The organism is Pontibacter sp. GD13, assembly GCF_058216355.1.
This window is the reverse complement of record NZ_JBYZMQ010000007.1, coordinates 51,699-75,434: the sequence shown is the minus strand read 5'-3', so window position 1 is coordinate 75,434 and position 23,736 is coordinate 51,699. Positions and strand designations below refer to the sequence as shown.

Annotated in this window: 17 protein-coding genes and 1 riboswitch; of the genes, 9 read left to right on the top strand and 8 right to left on the bottom strand. The window is 53.0% G+C overall.

What is annotated here, in order from left to right; genetic code table 11:
* Position 1: 1 nt before the first annotated feature.
* From AC4BAN_RS11270 to AC4BAN_RS11260, 3 genes are all read right to left on the bottom strand, one after another.
* On the bottom strand, positions 2–985 hold the full coding sequence (locus AC4BAN_RS11270) for an ATP-grasp domain-containing protein (RefSeq protein ID WP_490564504.1): 984 nt from the start codon (positions 983–985) through the stop codon (positions 2–4).
* Positions 986–1,351: 366 nt separating this feature from the next.
* Positions 1,352–1,453: riboswitch (SAM riboswitch) on the bottom strand.
* Between the two features lie 111 nt (positions 1,454–1,564).
* The gene (locus tag AC4BAN_RS11265) at positions 1,565–2,992 is read right to left on the bottom strand and encodes an amidohydrolase family protein (RefSeq protein ID WP_490564503.1); all 1,428 of its coding nucleotides are present in this window, start codon (positions 2,990–2,992) and stop codon (positions 1,565–1,567) included.
* 78 nt (positions 2,993–3,070) lie between these two features.
* On the bottom strand, positions 3,071–3,307 hold the full coding sequence (locus AC4BAN_RS11260; RefSeq protein WP_490564502.1) for a VF530 family protein: 237 nt from the start codon (positions 3,305–3,307) through the stop codon (positions 3,071–3,073).
* A gap of 640 nt (positions 3,308–3,947) precedes the next feature.
* On the opposite strand from AC4BAN_RS11260, the gene AC4BAN_RS11255 reads away from it, so the two are divergent.
* The 3 genes from AC4BAN_RS11255 (at position 3,948) to AC4BAN_RS11245 (ending at position 8,253) form a co-directional block, all read left to right on the top strand.
* Complete coding sequence (locus AC4BAN_RS11255; protein ID WP_490564501.1) at positions 3,948–6,437, top strand: zinc-dependent metalloprotease; 2,490 nt, start codon at positions 3,948–3,950, stop codon at positions 6,435–6,437.
* A gap of 396 nt (positions 6,438–6,833) precedes the next feature.
* Positions 6,834–7,583 (top strand): outer membrane protein, encoded by a 750-nt coding sequence (locus tag AC4BAN_RS11250; RefSeq protein WP_490564500.1) that lies wholly within the window; start codon positions 6,834–6,836, stop codon positions 7,581–7,583.
* A 43-nt stretch (positions 7,584–7,626) separates the two neighbouring features.
* Positions 7,627–8,253, top strand: a complete 627-nt coding sequence (locus tag AC4BAN_RS11245) for a YdcF family protein (protein WP_490564499.1) — start codon at positions 7,627–7,629, stop codon at positions 8,251–8,253.
* Positions 8,254–8,280: 27 nt separating this feature from the next.
* Here the strand turns inward: AC4BAN_RS11245 and AC4BAN_RS11240 are convergent, their stop codons facing one another.
* Together AC4BAN_RS11240 and AC4BAN_RS11235 are read right to left on the bottom strand one after the other, a co-directional pair.
* Positions 8,281–8,661 (bottom strand): SRPBCC domain-containing protein, encoded by a 381-nt coding sequence (locus AC4BAN_RS11240; protein WP_490564498.1) that lies wholly within the window; start codon positions 8,659–8,661, stop codon positions 8,281–8,283.
* Positions 8,662–8,704: 43 nt separating this feature from the next.
* Positions 8,705–9,850, bottom strand: a complete 1,146-nt coding sequence (locus AC4BAN_RS11235; protein ID WP_490564497.1) for a helix-turn-helix domain-containing protein — start codon at positions 9,848–9,850, stop codon at positions 8,705–8,707.
* Between the two features lie 270 nt (positions 9,851–10,120).
* Between AC4BAN_RS11235 and AC4BAN_RS11230 the strand changes: the two genes are divergently transcribed.
* Positions 10,121–11,065, top strand: coding sequence for an NADP-dependent oxidoreductase (locus tag AC4BAN_RS11230; protein ID WP_490564496.1), 945 nt, complete (start codon positions 10,121–10,123; stop codon positions 11,063–11,065).
* Positions 11,066–11,141: 76 nt separating this feature from the next.
* Here AC4BAN_RS11230 and AC4BAN_RS11225 read toward each other — a convergent pair whose 3' ends face one another.
* Entirely contained in the window at positions 11,142–12,341 is a 1,200-nt protein-coding gene (locus tag AC4BAN_RS11225; protein ID WP_490564495.1) for a phosphoglycerate kinase, read from the bottom strand.
* A gap of 407 nt (positions 12,342–12,748) precedes the next feature.
* Between AC4BAN_RS11225 and AC4BAN_RS11220 the strand changes: the two genes are divergently transcribed.
* The 5 genes from AC4BAN_RS11220 (at position 12,749) to AC4BAN_RS11200 (ending at position 21,665) form a co-directional block, all read left to right on the top strand.
* Positions 12,749–15,451 (top strand): D-alanine--D-alanine ligase family protein, encoded by a 2,703-nt coding sequence (locus tag AC4BAN_RS11220; protein ID WP_490564494.1) that lies wholly within the window; start codon positions 12,749–12,751, stop codon positions 15,449–15,451.
* Between the two features lie 89 nt (positions 15,452–15,540).
* The gene (locus AC4BAN_RS11215; protein WP_490564493.1) at positions 15,541–16,317 is read left to right on the top strand and encodes a PASTA domain-containing protein; all 777 of its coding nucleotides are present in this window, start codon (positions 15,541–15,543) and stop codon (positions 16,315–16,317) included.
* 14 nt (positions 16,318–16,331) lie between these two features.
* Positions 16,332–18,143 (top strand): T9SS type A sorting domain-containing protein, encoded by a 1,812-nt coding sequence (locus tag AC4BAN_RS11210; RefSeq protein ID WP_490564492.1) that lies wholly within the window; start codon positions 16,332–16,334, stop codon positions 18,141–18,143.
* Positions 18,140–18,445, top strand: coding sequence for a rhodanese-like domain-containing protein (locus tag AC4BAN_RS11205; RefSeq protein ID WP_490564491.1), 306 nt, complete (start codon positions 18,140–18,142; stop codon positions 18,443–18,445). The genes AC4BAN_RS11210 and AC4BAN_RS11205 overlap by 4 nt, the downstream gene beginning before the upstream one ends.
* A 463-nt stretch (positions 18,446–18,908) precedes the next feature.
* Positions 18,909–21,665 carry a S8/S53 family peptidase gene (locus tag AC4BAN_RS11200; protein ID WP_490564490.1) on the top strand — a complete coding sequence of 919 codons (2,757 nt, stop codon included), beginning with the start codon at positions 18,909–18,911 and terminating at the stop codon, positions 21,663–21,665.
* 70 nt (positions 21,666–21,735) lie between these two features.
* On the opposite strand, the gene AC4BAN_RS11195 is transcribed toward AC4BAN_RS11200, so the two are convergent.
* Positions 21,736–23,025: a site-2 protease family protein gene (locus tag AC4BAN_RS11195; protein ID WP_490564489.1), complete on the bottom strand. Its 1,290-nt coding sequence runs from the start codon at positions 23,023–23,025 to the stop codon at positions 21,736–21,738.
* Complete coding sequence (locus tag AC4BAN_RS11190; RefSeq protein WP_490564488.1) at positions 23,012–23,647, bottom strand: HAD family hydrolase; 636 nt, start codon at positions 23,645–23,647, stop codon at positions 23,012–23,014. The genes AC4BAN_RS11195 and AC4BAN_RS11190 overlap by 14 nt, the downstream gene beginning before the upstream one ends.
* Between the last annotated feature and the right edge of the window lie 89 nt (positions 23,648–23,736).

Sequence of the window (23,736 nt, the reverse complement as noted above, 5' to 3'; positions counted from 1 at the left end):
ATTACACCTCCTCTAGTTTAAGTTGCGCTTTCTTTTCCAGATAGTCCACTAGGCGAGCGTGCGGATTAAAGCCGATCACGTGCACGGCATCCGCCACAAAATTGGAGAGGGCGTTTACGTCGTAGTAGTAAATCTGCCCGTCACGGTCATCCACGATGTACTCAATGCCACCCACGTCGATGCCAGCCGACTGCACTATGCGCTCGATGGCTTCAATCACTGCCTGATCCGGTGTGAAGGCTTCTACCCGCATGCCGTTTTTGGGTGCGTCCAGGGCGCAGGCGTTACGCACCAATTCCTTGCCAGCAGTGGTCTGGCATATATCGGCAGGGCACAGGTTAAAGCTGTCGCCATCGGTATACACTTTAATGGCATAGAGGTATTTGCCGCTAAGGGTCTCTACCCGACTAATGTGCCCGCCGCGTGCAGGAATAAACTCCTGCACCAGTGCGGTGTGGTCTATACCAAGCTGCACGCTGCCTTCGGCAACCGCAGAGGCCAGATCAGCCGCCGAGTCGTAACGCACAATACCGGCACCACTTCCGCCAATGTTGGCTTTTACCACCACGGGGTAGCGCAACCCGTCCGCTGCTTTCACCGCCTGCGCAGCATGGTTTATCACCCTGGTCTTTGGGTAGGGCAGGCCCAGCTGCTGCAGCAAAACAAGCTGCAGTGCCTTAGAGGCTTCATTTTGAAAGGCCTTGTAGCCGTTTATTACCGGTACCCCCCTGGCTTCTAAGTGTGCCAGCAGGTTTAGGGTGTAAAAGATGCCATTCTCGTTCTGGCGCAGATAAGCAGATGGGCTCATGCGGTTGAAGAACGCACTGTAGGGTGGCTCTTCTTCTGCCACATCAAACTGATGCACGGCCGCATTCAGGCGCACATAAGGGATGCCACGCGCATCCAACTCGTTGAAGAGCGGCTTAAACCACTCTGGGTGCTCATAAAAAATGGCGATAGGTTTTATAGATGATCCTGATGACATAATTCTGATTTTTAAAGGTACAGGTATGAAAGTATAGGTGCGGCATGGCACCTTTTAATGTATCTAACAGGGGTAAAGGGTAAATAGAAGGCAGTTGTCAGCCAACCCCATTATAGAAATGGGCATGGCAGAAAATTGCGATGCTTCTGCTGAAAGCAAAAAAATTAGTAACCCGGGGAAAACGAATAGGGGCTGCCACTGCTGATTTAGCGCAGGGCGAGCGTTACCTGTTTGCTACTGGACTAGCAACAACAGCAACAATAACAAGTAAAAGCAAGCGAATTAGAAACAACGCCAAAGAATGTTTGGTTGTAAGCGGCTACCGGTTTGGCAGGAAGTAGAGGTGATGAATTTTTCATTTTTGTGAATTTATATCCCCTAATAATTTTAGGCAGGAATTAGCACCTGGTTTGAAACTGGTTGCTAGAAGTTCATAGAGCCTGTTCTCTCCCTTCTTCTTTATAAATCAAATACGTGTGAGGGTAATTGATTTTACTGTCACAAATGTCGGGGTAGATTTTTACAAATCCAAATTTATCGAATAAAATAATGTAGGTACATAAACATGCGTAGGCTTTTTTACCTGCCCGGGTTTTGCAGGAGCTCTTGCGGCCTATAAACTTTTCCGCCAAAAATAACGGCGTGTATCTTTTGCGTATTCCGGATGTTCTCCAGCGGATTCCCGTCCAGCAGCACCAGGTCGGCTGCTTTGCCAACTTCTACGGTGCCATACTGCTGGCTGCGTTTCCAGAAGGTGGCCCCGTTTACGGTGGCAGTGCGCAGCGCCTGTGCCGGCGTTAGGCCGGCTTCTACCAGCAGCTCCAGTTCTTTGTGCAGCGATTGGCCGGGGTACACATAGGAGTTAAATGCACCGGCATCGGAGCCGGCCAGTATGGTAACTCCGGCTTGCTGCATGGCGGGCACCATGGAATGAAACCGGGCATTCAGCTCATGCCTGAACTGCACCGCTTCCGCTGTCTGGCTTTTGGCGCTCCTGATCCTGCGCTCGTAGGTTTTAACGATGCCCTTGCCGATGTAGGGCAGCAAGGAGTCGTTGCTGTGGTCTTCATACTTTAACTCGTCGAGCACGCGGCTGATGTATAAAGTCGGCACAACGGCGGTGTTTTTCCGGACCATCTGCTCAAACGTTTGTTGTGCCACGGCAGGGTCGTACGTGTCGTAGAGCAGGTGCAGCGCCTCGTAAAAGCCGATGGGTTTATTTGTGGTCTGGCTGGCCACGATGGCCTGTGTAATACTGTCTTCTTTGGCAGAACCTGCTTTAAAGGCATAGTACAGATGCTCGGTGGCATCCAGGCCCAGGTCAATGGCATCGCCGAGCTTAATGGTGAAAGGCATGTGCCCTGACACCTGCATGCCGCGTTTCTCTGTTTCGGCCACGATCGCCAGAAAAACATCACCGGAAATAGTGCTGTCGTAGATCTTCACAAAGTCCACGCCCAGCTTCTGGAGCGAGTCAACGGCTGCCGGCACCTCTGCCACGGTGGCAACCTCAATAGAGCCCTCCCAGGTCGGGTTCGGCCCGTCCAGTTTTGGGCCCGCTGAAATAATGTGAGGCCCCACCAGTTTGCCGGCTTCAATCTGGCTTTGCCACCGGCGAATGGCCGGGTACAGGTCGCCGCCGGCGTCGCGCACGGTGGTAATGCCGTTAGCAATATACAATGGAAGCAGCTGCTTGTTCTCCTCCTCCAAATCCGCGCCGCCGCGCAGGTGAATGTGATTGTCCCAGAGGCCGGGTATCAGGTATTTGCCCGTTGCGTTCAGCGTGGTAGCGGCTTTATACTTTACTCGTGAGTCGCTGCCGGTAATGTTCTGAATGACGCCATCCTGCACTACCAGTGTCTGGTTCGGGCGCACCTGGCCTGCCTCCACATCCACAACATGCGCGTGCGTGATCAGGAGGTCGGCGGTACTGGTATTGGCGGCGGAGCAGCCGGCCAAGAGGCTAAATATGGCCAGGAACAGGCACACAGAGGGAAACTTTTGCATGAGTCAGTTCTAAAGTTTAGGAGCGTTTTCGCAGTTTATACGGGCCCTTTGCAGTATTTGCTGTATTGGCAAGTTTTGCTACAGGCCCTTCTTTTGCCTGCGCAGCACAAAAAGGTACAGACTTTCCACTTTCTCGCGGGCCCAGGGGGTTTTGCGCAGGAAAGTGAGGCTTGATTTTATGCTTGGGTTGCTTTTAAAGCAGTTCAGGTTGATCTTGGTGCTCAACTCCTCCCAGCCGTAATAAGCCACCAGGTGTTCCAATATGGCTTGCAGTGTGATGCCGTGTAGCGGGTTGTTTTTCTGTTTTTCTTCCATAAGCGTAGGTGCAAATTTACGAAATTATCCCGTGTGGGGGATACAAAAGTGATTCGGCATTAGCTGGTGCTTTATACAGAACAGGTAATAAAGGTACCACGACGAATTTTAATCCCAACTGGCCATACTTCATACTTTTTTGCTAAGCTTCGGTAAGTTGCTTTCCCGGTGGTGCAGCGGGTTTTACCTCACCCCAGCCCTCTCCTTAAAAGGAGAGGGAGCGATTTTGATTTGATCTCTATACAACCTAGGTTGAGGTAGTAGATATGCATGGAAGATGTAAACCCACCCCTAACCCCTCCGAGGAGGGGAATTACATGCACGAGTAAAACTCCCCTCCTCGGAGGGGTGGGGTGGGTTGATCGCAACCTGAATTGAATGAGAAATGTGATGGTTGTGGCATCGGTGAGTGTTTGCGATGGTTAACCGCAACCTGGGTTTAATAAAAAATTAGATTGGTTTTTTTTAAAGTGCTTGGTTAAGGTATTCCACCTGCTTTAGCACACAGGCCGGGCTAAAAAGGCTGGCTTATGGCTTGGGTTTGTTAAATATGCCTTATATTGATAGTCAATTTGACTGCTGTGCTGTGGCTCAGTAAATAATCTTACTTCATTTAATTAAAGTATAAAACAGCGTATACATGTTAAAAACCTACAAGGCGGTAAGCTTAGGATTACTGCTGGCCCTTACCCAGGCTTCGTGCTCCAGCACCCAAACCGCCACTTCTTCCAAAGGGGAGATAGCCAAAAAGGAGGAGACGGAAAAGCCGAAACCAGCCTCTAAAAACGGCATGAAACCGTATACTGAAGTCATAACCAAAGGCGCTGCCTCCGATGCCGGTGTGTTTACGGTGCACAAGGTAGCCGACAAGTTTTATTACGAGATTCCGGACACCTTGCTGAACCGTGATTTTCTTTGGATCAGTCGGTTTGCCAACCTGCCTGCGGGCCTGGGCGGCGGGTATGTGAACGCCGGATCATCGGTAAACGAGCAAATGGTGGTGTGGCAGAAGTTCGACAACAAGATCGTGCTTAAAACAAAATCCTACAGCGCCGTGGCCGCCGACTCGCTGCCGATCAACCTGTCGGTGCAGGCCAACAATTACCAGCCTACCCTGTATGCCTTCGATATTGCCGCTTTGTCAAAAGACTCCAGTGGCTATGTGATCGACGTGACGAAGTTCTTTTTGAGCGATATCAAAGCGATCAGCGGCCTGGATGCCGACATGCGCAAGAACTACAAGGTGAGCAAGCTGGACGAGAACCGGAGCTTTATCAACAGTATGAAGAGCTTTCCGCTGAACATCGAAGTGAAGCAGGACTTTACCTACGATGCCGCCGAGCCGCCATCCAATTCCAATACAGGGGCCATCAGCCTGATGATGAACCAGTCGATGGTGTTGCTGCCCAAAGTGCCGATGCAGGCCCGCCTGAACGATGACCGCGTGGGCTACTTCAACATCAAGCAGATCGACTATGGCTCTGAAGCCTATAAAGCGGATGAGAAATCGTATATCCGTCGCTGGCGGTTAGAGCCAAAGGATGTGGCCGCCTACAAGCGCGGCGAACTGGTGGAGCCGATCAAGCCGATCGTGTATTACCTGGATCCGGCAACGCCCGAGAAACTAAGGCCCTACATTAAAGCCGGGGTGGAGCAATGGAACAAAGCCTTTGAGGCCGCAGGTTTCAAAAACGCCATACTGGCCAAAGACCCGCCAACAGTTCAGGAAGATCCTGATTTCAGCCCCGAGGATGTGCGCTACTCCGTTATCCGGTACGTGGCCAGCACAACGCGCAACGCCGTGGGGCCCAGCGTGTCCGACCCGCGCTCCGGCGAGATCATTGAAAGTGACATTATCTGGTACCACAACCACCTGCGCTCTTACCGCAACCGCTATTTACTGGAAACCGGGGCCGCCAACCCGACAGCCCGCTCGCTGAACACACCCATGGACGACCTGGGCGAGATGATGCTGGAAGTGATCACGCATGAAGTAGGCCACGCACTGGGGCTGCCGCACAACATGAAAGCCAGCTTTGCTTACGACACAGATTCTTTGCGCTCCGGCACCTTCACGCAAAAGTATGGCATCGCCGCCACCATCATGGATTATGCCCGTTACAATTACGTGGCGCAGCCCGGCGATCAGGATGTGCGCTTTGTGCGCCAGTTAGGGCCATACGACATGTATGCCATCAACTGGGGTTACCGCTACCTGCCGGACGCCAAGAGTCCGGAGGCGGAGATCCCAACCCTCACCAAATGGATCGAGGCGACCAAAAACGATCCGGTGTATCAGTACGGAAGCGGCAGCGGCGGCTACGACCCCGCCAGCCAGACAGAAGGCATCGGCGACGATCCGATAAAGGCAAGCACCTATGGCCTGAAAAACCTGAAACTGGTAGCTCCGAAACTCGTGCAATGGACAGCCGTGGAAACCAACGATTACAATGACCTGGAGGAATTGTACGGGGAGTTGCTGGGCGTGTGGAGCCGCTACATCGGCCATGTGGTAACCAACGTGGGCGGGGTGTATGAGAATCGCCTGAAGCCAAACCAGAAAGGATTTGTGTACACGCCGGTGCCGGCTAAAATGCAGGCCGCGTCTGTTACCTGGCTTTTGGCCAACGCCTTTACCTCCCCGGAATGGCTGCACCAGTCGGAGATAAGCCGCAACGTGCACCATGCCAACCATGTCGATGGCATCCGTAACCTGCAGGTGCGCCACCTGAACAGCCTGCTGTCGGCGGACCGGATGGCCCGCCTGATGGAGAACGAGATCGGCGATGTAAACTACAACGCACTGGATATGGTAAGCCAGCTGCAGGGCGGTATCTGGAGCGAGGTATACAGCGGCAAGAACATTGACATTTACCGCCGAAACCTTCAGAAAGCGTACCTGGACCGGATAGACTTTTTACTGAACGACACCCCTTCCAGAAGCAGCCGCTTCGGAACACCCGTTGACCTGAGCCAATCCGATATTCGCTCTATTGCCCGGGGAGAGTTGGTGAAACTGGAGCAGCAGCTAAAATCTGCCAGCACCCGAAACACAGACCTTCTCACAAAGTATCACATAGCGGATGCCCTGGTAAGGATCAGGAAAATTCTGGAAGCCGAAAGAGCGTAGCATAAGCGCATAAATAAAAAGAGCCCCTGCCGAAGGGGCTTTTTTATGGGCTTACCAGAAGGCTTCTTGCTTACAGGTGTCTTAAAATATACTGTTCACTTTCAATAATATTCTTTTATCCCTATGAGACAACAAATAGTGAAAGGCCATAAATCAACATTAGGCTAAACCTCAGAAGTATAAGTTAACCTCCGCTATCTATCTTTAAGGGAGTTAAGTTGAAATTGCATTATGTGCTGAACTTTTAAATCTTTCGCAGAGAAAGAATTTTATAAAGATATATTGAGTTGAAATTTGCTCATAAATAAATCGAGCGTTCTAAATTATCTTTCAATATGTTTGGTGCTGTGCTGGTTGGGGCCAGCTCAACAGACTTACGTTTCGTTGTTGTTAACCATGAAATTATCTTTCCGTCTTAAGGCAAGTCTTTTTATTATCCTTTCCGGCCTTAGCTTTCAGGGCTTTTCGCAGGCAAAATCCGGGAACCTGGAACTCGGGGCCCATGTGAGTGCTTTTGTGTACCAGGGCGACCTAACCCCCAATACGCTGGGTTCCATAGAAACCGTGGGGCCTGGCATAGGCATCTTCGGGAAGGTAAGAATAATTGGGCCGCTGGCGCTGAGGGCCAGCATAGAGCGGGGCAAATTGAGTGGGGACGACGCAAAGTATGCCAATCCGGCCTGGCGCAGGGAGCGGAATTTTAATTTCCATACCCCCGTAACCGAATTTTCGGGGCAGTTGGTTTGGGAGATTCTCAAGCTGAACAAGTACATACGCAACGTAAACGTAACACCCTATGTACTGGGCGGCTTTGGGGTGGCTTTCCTGAACGTGAAACGTGACTATTCCAATACGCAGCTTGATCGCTCATCCGGACTGGAGGAGGATATCGCACATCCGCTGCCACGCCATATACCGGTTGCCATGGCAGGAGGCGGCTTGCGTTATGGCCTGTCGCGCGGCCTGTCGTTGAACGCCGAATTATTGTACCGGTTTGCCTCCAATACAGATTATTTAGATGGGTTCAGCCAGTCTGGTAACCCCACCATGGACGACCACTACTATACTACTTCCGTTGGAATAATCTATACGGTTCCATACATTGGCAGGAGAGGGCGCCAGTCCCTTTGCCCGGCTTACAGATAAAAGTGGAGCGCCTAAAAAAGGCTATGAGCCGTATAGCAGCTGTATGATAGAAGAACTGATCATCCGATCACTTTGCGATACCATGCCCCGTTACCATACCGAGGCTGTATTCCTCTTTGGCCAGACAAAAGACAACCAGCTGTCGGTGTTTGATACGGCGCTTAAACTGCTAAGCCAGGGCCATGTGCGGAAAATTCAGTTTATACTTGCCGGGCCCATGAGCGGCTACCCGGGGTATGAACAGTATAAAAAGGAACTCTTGGCGCTGGGGGTACGGGAGAATGAGCTGGAGGCGGTGCCCATTGCCTCCGGCACGGAGCAGCTGAACACACGCATAGAGGCCGAGGCCATGGTGCTGCATGCTAAAACGAAGGGCTATCAGCGGGTGATTGTAACGGCCTCGCCTTTCCAGCAGCCCCGCGCATTTATGGCTGCCGTCACGGCCGCCCTGAAGCTGTTTCCGGCACTAAAGGTATACAGCCAGCCAGGTAAAGCACTGCCCTGGCAAGAGGAGGCCAAGCACTCGCAGGGCAAGCTGCAGGGCACCCGCTCCGAACTGATCGCCGATGAAATGGAGCGCATCAAAACCTACAACGCCAAAGGCGACCTGGCAACCGCGGCAGAAGTGCTGGACTATCTCAATAAAAGAGACCTGAAGGTGACAGGCTAAACTCTGTTAAAACGCAGTAGCCGCGTGTTAGTCCTCGTAGAACTCGATCAGCGAACCAAAATAAGCCTCGTCCCAGCCCTCCACAATATCCTCGTAGTCCTCGTCAGGAATGTTCAGGTGCCTTAACTCTGCCGAGGTGCCATACTTGTGCGGGTGCAGCTTGATGATAACCATGGACATTTCCTCCTGCTCCCCAAAGTACCACTGCTGCTCGATCCGTTTGCCTTCCTCAAAGGCCAGGTTCTTGCCCACAATGCTGCCCTCAAACAGTTCAAACTCAGAGCCAGCCTCCGTCGACATTACCGCAGGCTCCCCAGACCACAGGTGAATGGTGTCGGGGTTAGTTAAGGCGGCGTATACTTCTTCGGGTGCGGCAGGAATGATGTAGTATTTCTTGTAGTCTTTCATAAGCAGAATTATTTATGCAAAGTAAGGGGCATTCCTCGAAAGATCAGCTTTTTTTCGGTTCGGTTGTCGTTACCCGAGCCAGGTATTCTTTCGGGGTCATGTTTTCGGAGGCTTTAAATACCCGCTGAAACGTGGCCAGGGAGTTGAACCCGGATTCGTAGGCGATGCCGGCAATCGTGAGCATCTGGTATTTGGGCTTCGCCAGCTTATACTTTACTTCCTGTAAGCGATAGTCGTTCACAAACTCACTGAACCCCTTTTGCAGGTGTTGATTTAACACGGCAGACAGTACTTTGGGGCTCACGCGAATATGCTCGGCCAGCTTCCCCACGTTCAGTTCCGAGTCCAGGTATAGCTTGTCCTGCTCCATGGCTTTCAGCAAGGCTTGCTGGCAACTCTGTAATGTGTCGGGGGCGATGCCCTCGAAAAAAGCGTTCGACTTCTGCTGTGTTTCTACGTGCACGATTTTGATGCGGTAAAAGCCGGTGATGCCCAGCCAGTAAATGAAGAGTACCTGCAGCACCTCTATGGGGTAATAGTAGCTGCTGCTGTTGGCCTTTACTACCACCGGGAAAACGGTGGTGATGGTCCAGGCAATGCCGAGTACCAGCATACAGACGAACAGTACGCGCATCCATTTAAAGGCCTCCTGCTCTTCTGGCGACGTATTTTTCAGCCCTTGCCGGTAGAGCCACAGTTCGCGGGCAGAAAGCAGCAGGTAAAGGCAGAATGCCGCCACCGCCAGGTTATCAGAAAACGCCGTGTGCAGCGTGTCGAGGTCTGCGCTCCAGAGGCCCAGAAAAGTGCCCCTGGTGTTTAACACCGCAATGAACAGGACACTTAACCGGATAACAAGCTGCAGGCCCACGATGGCAAAATGCTTTATTATCAGCCCTGTGCTGATTGAGTCGGGCCGGGTAAACGACCTGAGGTAAAGGTAAAGGCAGGGGCCCAGGCCGAAAATGAACACATTAGACAACAGGTTGAAAAAATAATTGAAGCGGCTAAAGTCAGAGCTCCAGCTGAAGGTTTCGAGCCCGTTGTACACCAGGATGAGCAGCAGCAGCGCCAGGAAGTAATTCTTGCCAGACATGCGCCCCTCAGGTTTGGAGAAGAAAAGCACCACACTCAAGATCAGGCCCTGCAAAGCGCCGAAAAGTATGATGATATCGAATAAGCTTAAGTACATGTTCTCGGTTTGGGCGGCGCTCAGTCAGGTAAGGTAAACGCGGTTTACAGCCTATAATTTAGATCAAATTTTGCCGAATTTAAACCCAATCCGGTAATATCCCCTCATTTTTTATGAATCGCATTCGGTTTAAGGCTGCGATTTCAGGGCCAATGGCTGGCCATCGCTTCCGGTTTTAGCTCCTGTTTACAGTTTCAGGCAAAAGAAAACCTTTTGCAATGGCTTGAGTTCTAAAAGGATATACTTGTGACACCTAACGACACAGAAGCCATGAAAGCAATCGTACTAAAAGCCCCCGGGGGAACCGAACAATTTGAGCTGCAGGAAGTGGACAAGCCCACGCCAAAACCAGACGAGGTACTGGTAAAGGTGCATGCCGTAAGCGTGAACCCCGTCGATACCAAAACCCGGCAAGGCAAGGCCTTCTACGACAAACTGAAAGAGCAGCCCCCGGTGATTATCGGCTGGGATATTTCGGGGGTGGTGGAGGCCGTCGGCGAAAATGTAAACTACTTTAAAGTTGGCGATGAGGTGTTCGGGATGGTGAATTTTCCGGGTAACGGAAAAGCGTACGCCGAGTATGTGGCAGCCCCCGAGAAACACCTGGCACATAAGCCAGCTGAAATTCCGCACCACGAAGCCGCAGCGGCTACCCTGGCGGCGCTCACCGCCTGGCAGGTGCTGGTGCACGAGGCCGGTATCAAGGCGGGCCAGCGTGTGCTGATTCATGCGGCTGCAGGGGGCGTAGGGCACTTTGCGGTGCAGATAGCCAAATACTTTAAGGCCACTGTGATTGGCACGGCATCCAAAAAAAACCATGATTTTTTAAGAAGCCTGGGTGCCGACGAGCAAATTGACTACCACGCCTATAACCCCGCAGAAGTAGTGATGGATGCAGATATCGTGCTCGACTCCCTGGGTGAGGAAAACACGCGGCAGTCGTTGCGGGCACTGAAAGAGGGCGGCACGATCATCTCCATTCTGGGCGGCGCAACCGAAGCGGTACAGCAAGAAGCCCAAAAACGGAACATCGAGGCGAAGAACTACCTGGTGCACTCCAGCGGCGAGGACCAGTCTAAAATTGCAGACCTGATGCGGCACGGCCATTTACGCCCTATCGTATCGCATGTGTTTGAGTTTAAGGACATGGGCAAAGCGCACGAACAGGTAGAAACACACAAAACGAACGGCAAAGTAGTGGTGAATGTGATCTGACCGGCGGCTGCCCGAAACCAAAAGTCCCCTGTTACTTACAAAGTAACAGGGGACTTTAACTTATTCGCCAGTTGGCTTAGTAATCTTCGCGCTCCAGAGCAGCCACACCCGGCAGCGGTTTTCCTTCCATGTACTCCAGCAGCGCCCCGCCGCCAGTCGAAACGTAAGACACCCTGTCGGCATAACCCAGCTGGTTCACAGCCGCGGCAGAGTCGCCGCCGCCTATCAGGGAGTATGCGCCCCGGCGTGTCGCCTCTACCACCGCTTCGGCAACGGCCTCGGTGCCCACCGAGAAATTAGACATTTCAAACACACCCATCGGGCCGTTCCAAAGTATGGTTTTGGAGTTGGCGATCACCTCGGCGTATTGCTCTCGTGCGTCCGGGCCAATGTCCAGCCCCATCCACATGGGCTTGATGTGGTGGCTCAGGCAGGTGTCTACGTTGGCGTCGTTGCTAAATTCGTCGGCCACCACCGAGTCAATCGGGATCATGAGGCGCACCCCTTTCTCGCGTGCCATGGCAATGAGGCGTGCGGCCAGGTCCAGTTTGTCGTTTTCTACCAGCGAGGAGCCGATGTTGCCGCCATCCGCTTTCACGAAGGTATAGGACATGCCGCCCCCGATCAGCAGGTTGTCCACTTTATCCATCAGTTGCTCGATGATCATGATCTTGTCAGATATTTTGGCGCCGCCCATAATGGCGGTAAAAGGGCGTTCGGCCTTGTCCAGAATGCGGCTGGCGTTGTCGAGCTCTGCCAGCATCACATAGCCCATCACTTTATCGTTGGGGAAGTAGCGGGCAATCACGGCTGTGGAAGCGTGCTCGCGGTGGGCTGTGCCGAAAGCATCGTTCACGTACACGTCTCCGAGCTTCGCCAGTTCCTCTGCAAAGTCGGGGTTGCCGCTCTCTTCTTCCTTATGAAAGCGCAGGTTCTCGAGCAGCAGAATCTCACGCGGTTTCAGCTCAGCGGCCATTTGTTGCGTCTCCGCTCCTATGGCGTTGGGGGCAAACCGTACCACGGTGTCAAATTCCACGGCTATTCTGTCAACCAGGTGGCGCAGCGAGTACCGTTCTTCAGGTCCGCCTTTCGGGCGGCCCAAATGCGACATCAGGATAACGGCACCGCCATCGCTCATGATCTTGCGGATGGTGGGCACCGCTGCCCGGATGCGGGTGTCGTCTGTGATGCTGAGTTTCTCATCTAGGGGCACGTTAAAATCAACGCGCACTAAGGCTTTTTTGTCGGCAAAGTTGTACTGGTCAACAGTTTTCATGATTTTATTTTGAGTTGGAAATCAGATTGCATATTTCAATACCCTATTACACGTATATTTTTCACTTCTGTTGGGCGTATAAAAATAGTTGAAAAGCCTAATATTACCAATTCATGCCGCTGCTGTCACTTTAAAGGACTCCGGATAAGTACCCTGCCAGCTTTTTAGCCACAAGGCCAAGCCCGTGTTCTGCCACATAAACAAAGGTGCGTTTCACGGTAAGGTAGTCCTGCAAGCCTGCCACGTCTCCTGTCTAAGTGCTGGCGCCTACAGCCTCATGCCAAGAGGCCTCTGCCGTAATTTAGCCTAAAGGGGCTCTAAAAAAGCGCAACCAAACAATCGGGACTGTTGTACAAGCCTGCTTTAAAAAAGCTTAACTTTATACCTGATTTATTACCTTTGTAGGGATGAAAGTAGGAATAATCTTCGGTGGGCCGTCGCGGGAGCGCGAGATTTCGTTTGCGGGTGGCCGTACGGTGTACGATAATTTAGACAAAGCGCTTTTTGAGGCCGTTCCGGTGTTCGTGGACAGCCTGGGCAACTTCATACTCCTGAATTGGGAGTATATTTACAAAGGCACCATACGGGATTTTTACCCGCCGGTGGAGGTATTGCCTGAAACCACCCACAGCCTGCAGGTATACCTGGAGTCGTTGGGGGAGCTGAGCATGGCCGAGCAGGACAGGATTATTGCCAAAGTAGGTAAGCGGATACAACCCAGTGCATTTAAGGAGCACTTCGACTTTGCTTTTCTGGCTTTGCACGGCCCTTACGGCGAGGATGGCAGCATTCAGGGTTTGCTGGAGTGGTACCACATGCCTTACTCTGGCTCGGGTATACTTCCCTCTGCCATTGGCATAGACAAGGCCGCCCAGAAAGAGATGCTCCGGCAACATGGCTTCCCGAGTCCGGCTTACCACACCATTACCTACCAGCAATGGTCGGATAAAAGCAACCGCGAGCAGATTTTTAAGCAGTTGGTTACCGAACTGGGCTTGCCGCTGGTGCTAAAAGCACCGCACCAGGGTTCCTCCATTGGCATCTCTATCATCAAACAAAACGACTTTGCAGCCTTTGAGGCCGGCGTGGAGCGCAGCTTCTTCACCAAAACCATATACAAGAGCCAATGGCTGGCCCTCGGCGAGGAAAAGCAGCTGGTGAGCATCAAGCAACTCGTGGATATCCGTGAGGGCATCGGCATGCCGGTCCTGCTGCAGGACGGCACCATTTTGTATCATCCGGAGGAGTTGTTCCGTTATATTAGCCATACGTTTAACAGCAGCGCGACTGACAGCCTGACACTGACCAACGTAGAGCACGAGCAGCAGATACTGGTAGAGGCCTTTATCGAGGGCAAGGAATTTTCCTGTATTGTGATACAGAACGAGCAGGGGCAGCCCATCGCGCTGCCGCCAACCGAGATCGTGAAAGGCAGCGAGGTGTTCGACTACCGGTCTAAATACCTGCCGGGCCTGAGCCGCAAAATTACCCCGATCAACCTGCCTGCCGCGCAGATACAGCAGATAAGAGAGAACTGCAGCAAGCTCTTCAAAGATTTTGGCTTTAATGTGTACGCCCGCCTGGATGGCTTTATTACCGATAGTGGCGAGATATTCCTCAACGACCCTAACACCACGTCGGGCATGTTGCCCTCGTCGTTCTTCTTCCACCAGGCGGCTGAGATCGGCCTGAACCCATCGCAGTTCCTGACCTACCTGATCCGCACCTCGGTGGCAGAGCGCCTGAAAACCGGCAAGGACACCGTAAAACTGACGCGGCTGCTGGCCAAACTGGATCAGGCGATACAGGCAGAGCAGGAGCACCGGCACGACAAGATCCGGGTGGGTGTGATCATGGGCGGCTATTCCTCCGAAAGGCACATCTCGGTGGAGAGCGGGCGCAACATTTACGAAAAAATGGCCTCGTCCACGAAGTATGAGCCCATGCCCGTATTCCTGACCGGTAACAGTGAAGAGCACCGGCTTTATGCCATTCCGATCAACATCATGCTGAAAGACAATGCGGATGACATAAAGGAAAAGGTGCTGTACTTTGAGCAAGGCGGGAAACCACATCCCATACTTGCCCAGATCGTGCGAGAGGCGGAAAGCATCACCACCAAGTATACCGGCCGCAGGCTGCAGGAGCCACAGCGTATCTCATTTAGCCAGCTGCACAACCTGGTAGATGCGGTGTTCATAGCCCTGCATGGCCGTCCGGGGGAGGATGGTGCCCTGCAGGCAGAACTGGAGAAGCTGCACATCCCCTACAACGGGTCCGGCATCCGCTCCTCGCAGGTAACCATAAACAAGTACGAGACCAACGAGCTGCTTGCACAGCACGGGGTAAAGGTGGCAAAGCACGCGATGGCCCTGAAGGAAGACTGGCTCAACGACAGCGAGGCCTTCTTTAAAAGTATAGAAAGCGCGTTTGAATATCCGTTTATCGCCAAGCCCGCAGACGATGGCTGCAGTTCTGCCGTTAAAAAGATAAAGAACCGAAAAGAGCTGGCGGCTTTCACTGCGCTGATCTTCAGGGAAATGGAGGAGCTGGACCAGGAGTGTGCCCAAACGCTGGCACTTGGCTTTAAGGAGGAGTTCCCCAACAAAGCGGGCTTCCTGGTAGAAACGCTGATCTCCAGAAACAACGCCAGGCACTTTTTGGAGATAACCGGTGGCCTGCTTACCAAGTATAGCCCCGACGGCACCATAGATTATGAAGTGTTTGAGGCCTCGGAGGCCCTGGCTGAGGGGGAGGTGTTGTCATTAGAGGAAAAATTCCTGGCCGGCGAAGGACAAAATATCACGCCCGCACGTTATGCTACTGACCCTGCCCGCCGGCAGCGTATTTCTGACAAGGTAAAGGAGGACTTGAAACACGTAGCACAGATACTGAACATTGAGGGATATGCCCGCATCGATGCCTTCGTACGGATCATGGAGGATGACGAAGTGGAAACGATCATCATAGAGGTGAACTCATTGCCCGGCATGACACCGGCCACCTGCATCTTCCACCAGACAGCCCTGAACGGCTACAAGCCCTACGACTTTATTGACCGCATCCTGCAGTACGGCATGGAGCGCACCCGGAAAAAGTTAACGGAATAGCATTCAACGAAGTAAAGGTCTGAAAAAAACACACGGATCGAGAGGAAAACAGGGAAACCGGCTTCCTTTTGTCTCATAAATAAGAACCCATGTTTAAAACGAATTCCTTTGTAGATGTACTGAAGCATCTGGCCCTGATGGCGGTTATTGTGGCGGTACTGGTCATTGGCTTTTTCTATGTGTACCTGCCTGCCACCACCAACCACGGCGAAACCATTTCTGTGCCCCGGATAGAAGGCATGCAACTGGCCGATGCAGCGGAATTGCTGGAAGACCAGAACCTGCGGTATTTTATCAATGACTCTACCTACAAGCCCGACCAGAAGCCCTTTCAGATACTGACCCAGGACCCTGCACCCGGTGCCAAGGTGAAGGAAAACCGGAAGATCTATATCTCCGTGAACATGAAAAACCCGCCCATGATCAAGATGCCTAACCTGATCGATGGCTCGGTGAAGAACGCGGAGCAGATCCTGAAAAGCTACGATCTGAGGAAAGGGCAGATCACTTACGTGCCCGATCTGCAGGAAAACGCCGTGCTGAAGCAGTTTGTGAACGGCAAGGAGATTAAACCGGGTGGCACCATTCCCAAAGGCTCCCGGGTAGACCTGCATGTGGGCAACGGCCTGGGCAATACCGAGTTTGAGGTGCCCGAGGTAGTGGGCATGCCCGTTGATGAGGCCTCGGTGCTTTTAGTGGGCCAGGGCCTGCAACTGGGCAATATCATTTACGTGCAGGGCAGCAACAAACCGGGTGGCACCGTATTAAAGCAACGCCCTTTTGCCGAGGTTGGCGCTAAAGTTCGTGTGGGCGAACTGGTAGACCTGTGGGTTGCCGGCGAGGACCCCATCGAGGAAATAGAGTAAACGTATAGGGAAGTATGAAGAAAACGCTGGTACTTTTCGTGGCCTTGTTGCTGGCCCAGGCCGGGGTGATGGCGCAGGCCGTGCTCACGCCGCTACGGCAGGAAGATCGTCCTGCTGCCAGGGTTACAAAAACACAGCTGAAGCAAGCCGCCGCGCTTTCTTTGCCCTTTTTTGATGATTTTGCCGCTTCTAACGTAGTGCCCGATCCAACCCGTTGGATCAATGGGGGCGTTTTTATTAATTCGCGTTACGCCTTTGAGCCGATCACTAAAAACGTGGCCTCCTTCGATGGGCTGGACCCGAAGGGCATGCCCTACGCGCCCGGCTCCGTGGGGGCAGGGCCTTCCGACACCCTCACTTCGCAACCTGTTTTGCTGGGTGGCCTGAGTGCCGCCGACTCCGTTTACCTAAGCTTTTACTGGCAATCAGGGGGCCTCGGCGACATACCCGACCGGTCGGCGGGGGGGCAGGTAAACCTGGTGCTGGAGTTTAAGGATGCTTCGGGCAACTGGCAGCCAGTATGGCGACAGCCCGGCCTGGGGCAGGCCACGGCCTTTGCACAGGTTTTTGTAGGTATAAAAGAAGCCAGGTTCTTTCATAACGGATTTCAGTTCAGGTTCAGGAGCCTGGGGCAACGCAACGGCTTGGCGGATGTCTGGAACGTGGATTACGTGGTGCTGGACAGAAACAGGCGGAAAGGCCAGAACAATACCCGCGACATCGCGATTAGCGAGGGCGTGAGTAAGTTGCTGAAAAATTACACTGCCATGCCCGCCAACCAGTTTCTGCAAAACAAAGCAGGTGAACTGGCCGATGAAGTGCGGGTCACCGCCAACAATTTGGGCGACTTGCCGGGCGCCATCAGCTGGCGAGGGTACATTAAGAAACTGAATACGGCCCCTGCCGATACTTTTCTCCGCGACCAGGGGCTGATTCCGGCGCAGGCAAGGCAGTTCCCTATTGTGGGGATGCCGCGCATCGATAACCTGACCCTGCCTAAAACCAGGTTTGTGCTCGTGCACGGCATCCTGCTCAATACCAAAGAGCCTAACCTGCAACAAAGGGCAAACGACAGCACATCGCGCAAAACAGACTTTAACAATTATTACGCTTACGACGACGGCACAGCGGAGGCAGGCTTTAGTTTTATCGGTTCGTCGAGCACGCAGGTGGCGCAGCGCTACGACCTTAACCAGCCTGACCAGGTGGCTGCTTTCCGCATCTACTTTCCGAGGGTGAACGCCAACCTGGCGGGTACCGCGCTGACCTTTAAGGTATGGGACAACGACAACGGCCTGCCCGGTAAAACCCTGCACCAGCAAAGCTTCCAGATAAGCTACAGCGATTCGCTGAACAAGTTCTACGAGGTGCAGCTCTCGAAGCTCGTGCCAGTGGCGGGCAGCTTTTACGTTGGCTGGCAGCAACCCGGAAACCTGTTCGTAAACGTGGGTTTTGATAGGAATGAAACCGCCACCGGCCGCAGGTTCCTGTTTACGGCGCTCAACAACTGGATCGAAGACACCGAGCTGAAAGGAGCCCTGATGCTACGCCCGGTATTGGCCGGAGAGGCATTGGGCATTGAAGAGGACCTGGAGGCGGCGCGCATCAAGGTGTTTCCGAACCCAACATCTGGCAAAGTGTATATTGAGGGCGAATATGAGCACCTGCGCGTGTACGACATCACGGGCCGGGAGGTACACCAGCAGCAGTACGCGGGCAGCCATGTACCGGTGCTGTTGGATAAGCTGGCACCCGGAGTATATACCCTGCGCATCCAAACCAGGAAAGCGTTGATAACTAAAAAACTTATACGTATCAAACTATGATCACATCAGCAGACATTACAGCAGAAGAACTGAAAGAACGCCTGAGTAAAGGCGAAACCCCTATCATAATTGATGTGCGTGAAGACTGGGAATACCAGGAAGCCAACATTGCAGGGGCCAAAAACATCCCGCTAGGCGTGTTGCCATCCCAACTCGACGACCTGGAAGACCTGAAGGACAAGGAGGTAATTGTGCAGTGCCGTTCCGGTGCGCGCTCTGCCACGGCCAAGGCTTTCCTGCAGCAGCAGGGCTTTGGCAACGTGCGCAACCTGCTGGGCGGCATTCTGGCTTACCAGGGGTAAAAGTATGGTACAGGCGTTGGCCTGGTAAATGTTTTGTTTAACGAAGAGGCAGTGGGGCATGAAGTCCAGCTGCCTCTTTTTGCTTGAAAAAACCTCTAAAAAGCTTCTCTGTATTTGTTATAAGGCTAAAATATTTAGGATTTTCTATTATCTGCGAGGTAAATAAAATGTTATTTTAATTATATGTATTGGGTGGGTAAAATATGACTGTGCAACTGATGGCATCGGTTATAAATGGGTTAAAAGGCTGTATGTTTGCTATTTGTGAAGTGAAAGCGCTTTGATTGTTCTTTGATAGGTGCCAGTAGTTTATAGTAAAATATAATTCTTTGGGGTAGAGGCCGCGTATAAGTTTTTTTGTGCCATAGAGGGTTCACGCAATCCGAAGGCCGTTCTAAATCGAATATACTTACATCTCTTAACACCTTAAACAATTTATGTCACACTTTTACAACTAAACCTTATGAGAAAAATTCTAGCCGTTGTTGCTTTCTGCCTGTTGGCGGTAAGTCAGGTCTTTGCACAGGCCTATGTAGACACTAAACTGAAAGCAGCTATCACCGACAGAATAACCCCGTTACAAGTAGTAGTTACCTTTAAAGGGCAAGGGGCCCCCTCTTTACTCGACGTGGCTGCCCTAACGCAGGCCGGCATAGTAAAGGGCCTTACGCTGCGGGCACTTCCGATAGCCGGAGTTGTTGCCACAGCCGCCCAGGTAGAGGCGCTCGCCCTTAATTCCAGAGTGCTGTCGCTTTACCTGAACGAGTCGCTGCAGTACGAAAACAACTCCGCCACCGCGCTTACAGGCGTAGATAAGGTGCGGAACGAACTTGCCTTCACCACCCGGAACGGTGGTTTTCCGGTTTCAGGGAAAGGCATTGGCGTTTTGGTGAACGACAGTGGCGTGGATGGCACGCACCCTGACCTGACGCTGGGTAAAAACCTGAAGCAAAACGTAACGGCGGCCACCAACCTGAACTCGGTTTCTGGCATTCTGCCTTATACCCCGGTAGAGAACATTCCGAACACCGATGCCACCGGCGGGCATGGCACGCATGTGGCTGGCATTGTGGGGGGCACCGGCCAGGCCTCAGGAGGCAAGTATGAAGGCGTGGCCCCGGGAGCCGGGCTGGTAGGTTACGGCTCAGGCGCAGCATTGCTACTGTTAGACGTGCTATCCGGTTTCGACTATGCCCTGATCAACCAGGCAACCTATAACATCCGCGTTATCACGAACTCGTTTGGCACAACCAGCGATACAGGCACCGACGTGAATCCGGCCGACCCCATTACCATGGCCACCAAACGCTGCGTAGACCGTAACATTGTGGTGGTTTTCTCGGCCGGTAACTCCGGCCCCGGCTCTGGCACCATGACGGGGCAGTACAAAAAAGCGCCCTGGGTAATAGCCGTGGCCGCCGGTGACAAGTCAGGCCGACTGGCAAGCTTCTCTTCCCGAGGCATTAAGGGCAAAGGAGGCGCCTTTACGCTCGATGGCACAGCCTATACCTGGCAAGACCGCCCAACGGTTACCTCACCTGGCGTAGACATTGTTTCTACACGCGTAATTGCCCCGGTATCCTCTTTGGGCGCGCAGCAGGATGTAGAAAACCTTGATCCGGCGCACATTCCCTTCTATACGCATATGAGCGGCACCTCGATGGCTGCACCTCATGTGGCTGGAATTGTGGCGCTTGTACTGGATGCAAATCCCGCACTTACAGTGGCGCAGGTGAAGGAGATCCTGCAGCAAACCGCAACCAACATTCCTAACCGCGAGTCGTGGGAGGTGGGTGCCGGATATGTAAACGCCTACGCTGCCGTAGACAGGGCCTTTAGAACAGCGGCCCCCTATGGCGCTACCCTTAACTACACCAGAACCTTTAACAGCAATGTGAACGCCAATACGGTGTCACAGAACTTTACGATAGACTATAACCCTGCCACCACGGCCACAAACCGCTATACTTTTACTGTGGCCTCTGGTACTACAGGTATTGAGGCTAAGATAAAAGCTACCGGTATTGAGGGCGAAACCGGCAACCCTGTCAGGCTGTCGCTTATCTCCCCAAGCGGTGTGAAGACGAGTGCAGGCATTCCGGTGCTGTTTGCCCTGAGCAACGACCGAGGTGTGGCAGTGGCCTCGCCGGAAGCAGGCACCTGGACGGCAGAAGTGTCTGGCCTGAATGGCGTGGCTTTCCCGGAGAAGATCTCAGGCGTTGTGAACATGATGACAGCTGCCGGCGTAACCGGGCTGAACGACATCGCCGGTCACCCGGCCGAGGCGTCTATCAAAATGGCAGTAAGTGCCCGTTTAGCCGATGGTTTAGCAGGCGCTGGCTTTAAGCCCGACGAGCTGCTGAAGCGCATCGACCTGGCTGATTACCTGATGATGGGAGAGGGCATTCGACAGTTCCTGCCTGTGGACGGGACATTCACCCTTACGGATGTGAAAGACAAAAACCTGCTGGCTGAATCTATTGTGGCAAAAGGAGGCGCCTTGCGCGACCAGGAGCACAAGTTCGGCGGTATCATGCAGCCAGCTGCTCCTGGCAAGTTCTCGCCTGCCGGCAAAGTGAGCAGAGCGCAGCTGACTTACTCCCTGGTGCAGGCCCTGGGCTTACAGGAGTTTGCGCTGGCACGTAATGGCAAAACCCCAACGGTGGAGGTAAACGGCACCGCTTACCCGATAGAGGATGCAGCAGAGATTCCTGCCGGTTTGGAGGGTTATGTTAGCGTGGCGCTGGAGCTTAACCTGATCAACGCGTATTACACTGTTACACAAGGCCCTTACGACCTGCAGCCTACCCTGCACGCCACCTTTAAGCCACAGCAGGATGTTACCCGCGCTGATTTTGCCGTGATCATCACGCGCACCCACGCACAGTGGAACGCCGCCACCCAGCCAATGACAGCTTCAGGAACCGCCTCCGCCGTGGCTGCCTCCGATGTTAAAACGGCAAGGGAAGGCGCCTACAGCTATCCGAATCCATTTACCGGCAGAACCACTATCAGCTATGTAGTGCCACAGGACGGACCTGTGCAGATAGCCGTTTATGACGTGCTGGGCAAAAAAGTGAAAACGCTGGTGGCTACTTCGCTGCGGTCAGGCAGTTACACGGTAGACTTTGACGGAAGCAAGTTGCCCGGCGGCACCTACATCTACCGGGTAGAGGCTGGCGACAAAGTATACAGCAACCGCATGGTGTTAACCAAATAAGTTTACCTGTACGCGCTGCAGGCAGCGCGCAGCAACTATAGAAAGGTCACCCTTATGGGGTGACCTTTTTTTATTCTATAATAAAAGGAGAAGGGCTGAAGCAAAGTATAAAAACTACGAAAGCCAGGATGCCCAGCGCTTTTCTGGCGGGCGTAAGCGGCGCTTCGATGGGGCTGGAGGGATGGAAAATGCCCATCACCCTGGATAGCACAAGCCCGAACAGGAGCCAACCGCTGTACCCGTCAGCATCCGGGAAAAAAGTGCTGATGCCCAGCTGCGCTACAAGTATGACAGCGGCCAAAGCCAGGCTATACGTTAGAGTAGGAGTAGCAGGTTGCAGTACGAACACCAGGTAAAGCAGGTAAAAGGGCCACATCCAGATATAGGCTTCCAGGTGCGGAAAGAACCCGGCAAAGCTATACTGCAGCAGCAGCATGGCCAGCATGGCAACCAGGCCGGTGCGCCGGTTGTCAAAAAATTTCCAGAATGCCCAATACGCGAAGGGCGCGAAAATATAGAGCAGTTCCCCGGCCCATACCGGCTCGCTGTAAGGCGATATCACCCCCAGGCCGGCATAAAGTATAAACAGGCTGAAAAAGATAGGGGAGAGGCGGTTGAAGCGCTTGTAACCTAACAAGCCGTACAGCACGTGCCCGCCATCCAGCTGCCCGATGGGCAACAGGTTCAGCGCGGTGAAAAACAAGGCCAGGTATCCCGCAAAAAGCAGCGGGTAGTGCATCATCTCGTACTGGTTGGGCAACAGGGCCGGGTCGGCCACAAACCGCTCAAAAAACATAAAGAGCAGGTTGGTACCCAGGGCCAGGCTACCCAGCCCATCCTGGTACACCTGCTGCGCATAGTCCGGGCCAAGTTGTTTGTACTCGGGGTGAATGGTGAAGATGTAGTCGGGCTGCGGCAGGTGCGTAAAAGCGTAGAACAGCAGCGGAATGGCCACCGCAAACCCAGCCAGGGGGCCTGCCACGCCGATATCGAAGAACTGCTGCCGCGACACGATCCGGCTTTTGATGCGGATAAAAGCCCCCATGGTGCCGATGGAAGCCGTAATGCCGAACCAAAGCGGGATATAGTAGGGTAGCGTGACAGCTGTTCGGTAATACCGGGCCGTAAAGTAATGCCCGAACTCATGCACGGTAAGCACCCCCAGAAAAGGCAGTGAAAAGTATAAACCTGTTGTTAGCTCTTCCCAAGAAACAGTGCCTGTCCACGAAAAACCCTCACTGCCCAAAAAGAACAGTTTGCCGAAAGTCCATTCGGTGCCGGCCAGGGTGGTGGTAACAAACGTGATGCAGAACAGAAGCAGGTGCAGGCCATGCGTTTGCCGCTGGCTAAACTGCCTCATCCTGAAATACCTGGTTTATAGTGAGCGGCGCTTGCAGGTGCAGCGTTTGGATACCCAATTCGCGGGCGCTTTCGATGTGCTGCAGGCTGTCGTCGATGAACAGCGTCTCGTCCTTGCGTAGGTGGTGCTGGTCCAGGATCAGCTCAAAAATGTCGGCATCGGGCTTGCGCTTGCCCACCAAATGCGAGTAATAAGCCTGCTCAAACAGCGAGTCGAGGCTGGGGATGGTGAAGCTATGGGCCACAATCTGGTTGAAGCGCTTTAAGTGGATGGCGTTGGTGTTGCTAAGCAGGAAAATGCGGTACTTTTTGCCCAGCTCCAGCAACAGGTCGATGCGCTCTTTGGGAATATCGAGGAGCATGGCGTTCCAAGCGGCGTCGATCTCCTCGTCGGTGGCCTCGCGCATTTGGTAGGCCTGTCGCAGGTTATCCCGGAACTCGGCGGGCGAGCTGTCGCCGGTTTCAAAAAGGTCGAAGAGGTGCGACTGTTCTTTTTGGCTGTACTCGATATGGCAGTTATCCTTGCACAGTTTCTGGAGTTCTTTCACACTCCGCTGGTAATCAATGTTTATGATGACCCCACCCAGGTCGAAGATGATATTTTTTATGTTTGTCAGGTTCACGCGGAAAAAAAATAGTAGATGAGTATTTGATATATTGCATGCAAATATGTAAAATTGCACTCCCAATTCAAAGAAAGCGCATTTCTAAG